The following is a 3,975-nucleotide window of genomic DNA, read 5'->3' on the forward strand; positions in this document are numbered from 1 at the left end:
CGCCTGCCGCTGTTGGAGCGGGTGACGCACAGCGCCATGGGGCCGTGCGTCGGGTCGAGGTAGGTGATCTGGGCGATAGGCGCACCGTCGTACTCGAGGATTTGCGCGCGCTTGAACTCGGCACGGGGCAGGTTCAGTTTGGCCGGCGCGAGGTTGAGGCCCAGGCGCGTATCGATGGTGCGCAGTTGTGCCCGTTGGGTGGCTTCATCGCCGGGCAAGTGATCCAGGGTTTCCGGCACGTAGAGCGCCATGTAGTCGGCCACCAGCCCGCGCCAGTTGTGTGTCTGCCGGCTCGCTTGCCAGCCGAGGAACAAACGGTCCGCCAACACGCCGCCGGCCAACAGCCCGGCCGCGGCGGCCAGGAACCAGCGTCGACTGAGCCCGGGGCGGGCGGGTGAGGGCAGTGTGGCGAGCATGGCTTGCAGACGATCCACCGGCGCCTGCCGGGCCAGTTCATCGTAGGCGTCCTTGAACGGCAGGCTGCTGCGATCGAGCCATTGCAGGCGCAGGCTCAGCATCGGGTCCGCGCTGATGGCCGCGTCGATGCGCGAGCGCTGTTCGGCATCGAGTTGGTTGTCGAGATAAGCCACCAGTTGTTCGTCCGAGGGTTTCGCGTTCATCAATGTTCTCCTCGGTAAGGGTGGGGCACCGTGTGCAACGGTGGATATTCGGCCAGTTTCGCGCGGGCGGTGGCCAGGCGGCTCATGACCGTGCCGATGGGCACTTGCAGCACCTCGGCGACTTCGCGGTAGGACAACCCTTCGACGTAGGCGAGAAATACCGTTTCACGTTGGGCCTCGGGCAATGCATCGACGCGGCGGATAACCTGTGCCGCCAACACGTGGGTCTGGGCCACGGACTCTCCATCGAACGACAAGACCTGGTCGGCATCCACCTGGCCCTGACCTTGCCGCACCCGCTGGGCACGGACTTCATTGAGCCAGATCGAATGCAGGATGCTCAGCAGCCAGCGGTCCATGCGTGTCCCCGGCTCGTATTGCCCGGCCCGCTCCAGCGCCCGCACGCAGGTGGCCTGCACCAGGTCATCGGCGATATGCCGTTGCCGGGACAGCAGCAGGCCATAGCGCCATAAACGCGCCAGATGCTGGTTCAGTTCCGTTCGTATTGCCTGATCGCTGGCGATGGCGACCTCCGTCCGCTCGAGTTGTCAGGTTTTCGATGACCCGTTGATGGCTTCGGCCAGGTCCTGGTACTCCTCGCATTGAGTGCCGCCACAGATGGATTCGATCTGCTGCAGCTGTTCTTGTGCAAGGTCCAGCCGGCCTTTGACCACATAGGCCTCGCCGAGGTATTCGCGGACCTGCGCGTACTGCGGGTCGAGTTTCACCGATTGCAGGTAATAGCCGATGCCTTCGTCGGTACGTCCCAGTTTACGCGTGGCGTAGCCGCGATAGTTCAATGCTTTTGCAGTATTTGGCTGTTTCAGCGTGTCGAGCAGGGCCAGGGCTTCTTCGTAACGCCCGTCCTTGGCCAGTCGATAGGCATAGTTGGTGCGGTCTTCGTCCGGCACCAGGCTGCTGGTCTGGCGGACGCACCGCTTGGATTTGCTATCGAACACCTGGCCTTTGGGGCAATTGGGCCTGATGGGCGCGTCGTCGTCCCCGCCACCACCGTTGGCCAGGGCGAGGGAGCCGGACAGCGCAACGCTCAGCAACAAAGGGGGCATCGAAACAGCAAAGCGAATATTCATGGGCATTGCTCCACAGGTTCATGGGTTTCGGATCAGGTCGCGCCCGGCCAGGCGCAGTGCAAGGTTGATGTGATGAGAACACCGCAGCATGAACAATTATTCGTTGTGGGATTTTCGTTCAACCCAGTAAACGAATCGGAGCACCCGCCGCCCAGGCCTGGATGTCCTCGATCATTTGCGAGAAAAACAGCTGGTAGTTCTGCCGGCTCACGTACCCGACATGGGGCGTCGCCAGCACATTGTCCAGGGTCCGGAACGGATGGTGGGCGGGCAGTGGCTCCTGCTCGAAGACGTCCAGGGCGGCACCGGCCAGCCGTTGTTTCTGCAGCGCCTTGATCAGCGCCGCCTCATCGACAATGGGGCCGCGAGCGGTGTTCACCAACAGCGCCGTGGGTTTCATCCAGCCCAGTGCTTGTGCATCCACCAGGCCCCGACTGCGGTCGCTGAGCACCAGGTGCACCGACAGCACGTCGGCCTGTTCGAACAGTTCCTGCTTGCTGACACGGGCCACACCGGCTTGCACCGCACGTTCGGCGGTGAGGTTTTCGCTCCAGGCGATGACGCGCATGCCGAACACCTGGCCGAACTGAGCGACGCGCTGGCCGATGCTGCCCAGGCCGAGGATCGCCAACGTCTTGCCGTGCAGGTCGCCGCCCAGGCTTTGTTGCCACTGGCCGGCGCGCAAGGCATTGGCCTCGGCCACCAGGTTGCGGGTGGCGGCCATGATCAGCGCCCAGGTCAGCTCCGGCGCGGCATGTTTGTAGCTGTCGGTGCCACTGACCTGGATGCCCAGCGCAGCGGCGGCTTTGAGGTCCAGGGCCGCATTGCGCATGCCGCCGGTCACCAGCAGCTTGAGTTTCGGCAGGCGCCGCAGCAGGTCTTCATCGAAGCGGGTGCGCTCGCGCATCACACAGATCACCTCGAACCCGGCCAGGCGCTCAGCCAGGGTCCGGTTGTCGGCGGGGTAGTCATGGACAAAACTCACCTGACCGACGCTGTCCAGCGCCGACCAGTCCACCACGTCCCGCGCCACATCCTGCCAATCATCGATCACTGCAATCTGCACAGGCATCAGCCTTTCCTCTTCAACGCACGGGGTTGGTCTTGTTCAGCCAGGCGAGCAGGGCCTGGTGGAATTGTGCCGGTTCTTCCATCTGTGGCGCGTGACCCATGCCCGGGAACTCGACCAGCGTGGACTGGGGAATCAGCCTGGCTACCTGTTTGCCGAGGACGTCGTAGTGCCCGATCTTCGCCTTGACCTCGGGCGGGGCGATGTCACTGCCGATGGCGGTGGTGTCGGATGTCCCGATCAACAGCAGGGTCGGTACTTTCAGGTCCTTGAATTCGTAGTACACCGGTTGAGTGAAGATCATGTCGTAGATCAGCGCCGAGTTCCACGCGACTTGCGTATGCCCCGGGCCTTTGTTCAGACCGGCAAGCATGTCGACCCAGCGATCGAATTCCGGTTTCCAGCGGCCGCCGTAGTAGGTGGTGCGTTCGTAGTTGCGGATACCGTCGGCGCTGAGTTTGAGTTCGCGTTCATACCATTGATCAACGGTGCGATAGGGCACACCGAGGGCTTTCCAGTCTTCCAGGCCGATGGGGTTGACCAGTGCCAGTTGCTCGACCTGTTCCGGGTATTGCAAGGCATAGCGAGTGGCGAGCATGCCGCCGGTGGAGTGCCCCAGCAGGGTGGCTTTCTGGATGCCCAATGCCTTGAGCAATTGCTGGGTGTTCGTCGCCAGTTGCTGGAATGTGTATTGATAGTGCGCCGGTTTGCTTGAAGTGCAGAAACCGATCTGGTCCGGGGCGATGACCCGGTACCCGGCGTCGCTGAGGGCTTTGATCGAGCCGTCCCAGGTGGCGCCGCAGAAGTTCTTGCCGTGCATCAGCACCACGCTGCGACCGTTGGCCTTGCCATGGGCAGCGACGTCCATGTAACCCATTTGCAGGGATTGGCCCTGGGATTCGAAGGTGAAGTGCTTGAGGGTGTAGGGGTAGTCGAATCCTTGCAGTTCAGGGCCGTACGCCGGTCCTTCGGCGTGGGCGATGACGGGCAGGGCGGCGGTCAACAACAGGCCGGGCAACCAGCGGGGGAAAGTGCGTGACATGGGAGAACTCCATAGAAAGTCCGCCGATGCTGGATCGAGTCGATTAGGGCGACGTTAAACACAGGCAATCGCCGCTAATGCCAGTCGGTTAAGCAATTTCAGCCGCGACACCCTTTGTAGCAGCTGCCGAGCCCGCGAGGCTGCGTTCGGCTG

At 62.8% G+C, this 3,975-nt stretch carries 5 protein-coding genes; all 5 read right to left on the reverse strand.

Going from position 1 to position 3,975, the window contains the following annotated elements; translation table 11 throughout:
• On the reverse strand, positions 1-620 hold a 620-nt coding region (locus PMI34_RS04425), incomplete at its 3' end, for an anti-sigma factor family protein (RefSeq protein WP_008053150.1).
• A complete protein-coding gene (locus tag PMI34_RS04420; protein ID WP_443216136.1) occupies positions 620-1,102 on the reverse strand; it encodes an RNA polymerase sigma factor in 483 nt (160 codons plus the stop codon). The genes PMI34_RS04425 and PMI34_RS04420, both read right to left, overlap by 1 nt.
• 66 nt (positions 1,103-1,168) lie before the next feature.
• On the reverse strand, positions 1,169-1,711 hold the full coding sequence (locus PMI34_RS04415) for a tetratricopeptide repeat protein (RefSeq protein WP_008053152.1): 543 nt from the start codon (positions 1,709-1,711) through the stop codon (positions 1,169-1,171).
• Positions 1,712-1,829: 118 nt separating this feature from the next.
• Positions 1,830-2,783: a D-2-hydroxyacid dehydrogenase family protein gene (locus PMI34_RS04410; protein WP_008053153.1), complete on the reverse strand. Its 954-nt coding sequence runs from the start codon at positions 2,781-2,783 to the stop codon at positions 1,830-1,832.
• Positions 2,784-2,796: 13 nt separating this feature from the next.
• Positions 2,797-3,822, reverse strand: coding sequence for an alpha/beta fold hydrolase (locus PMI34_RS04405; protein ID WP_008053154.1), 1,026 nt, complete (start codon positions 3,820-3,822; stop codon positions 2,797-2,799).
• Between the last annotated feature and the right edge of the window lie 153 nt (positions 3,823-3,975).

Origin of the sequence: Pseudomonas sp. GM74 (genome assembly GCF_000282455.1) — a bacterium.
GTDB lineage: Bacteria > Pseudomonadota > Gammaproteobacteria > Pseudomonadales > Pseudomonadaceae > Aquipseudomonas.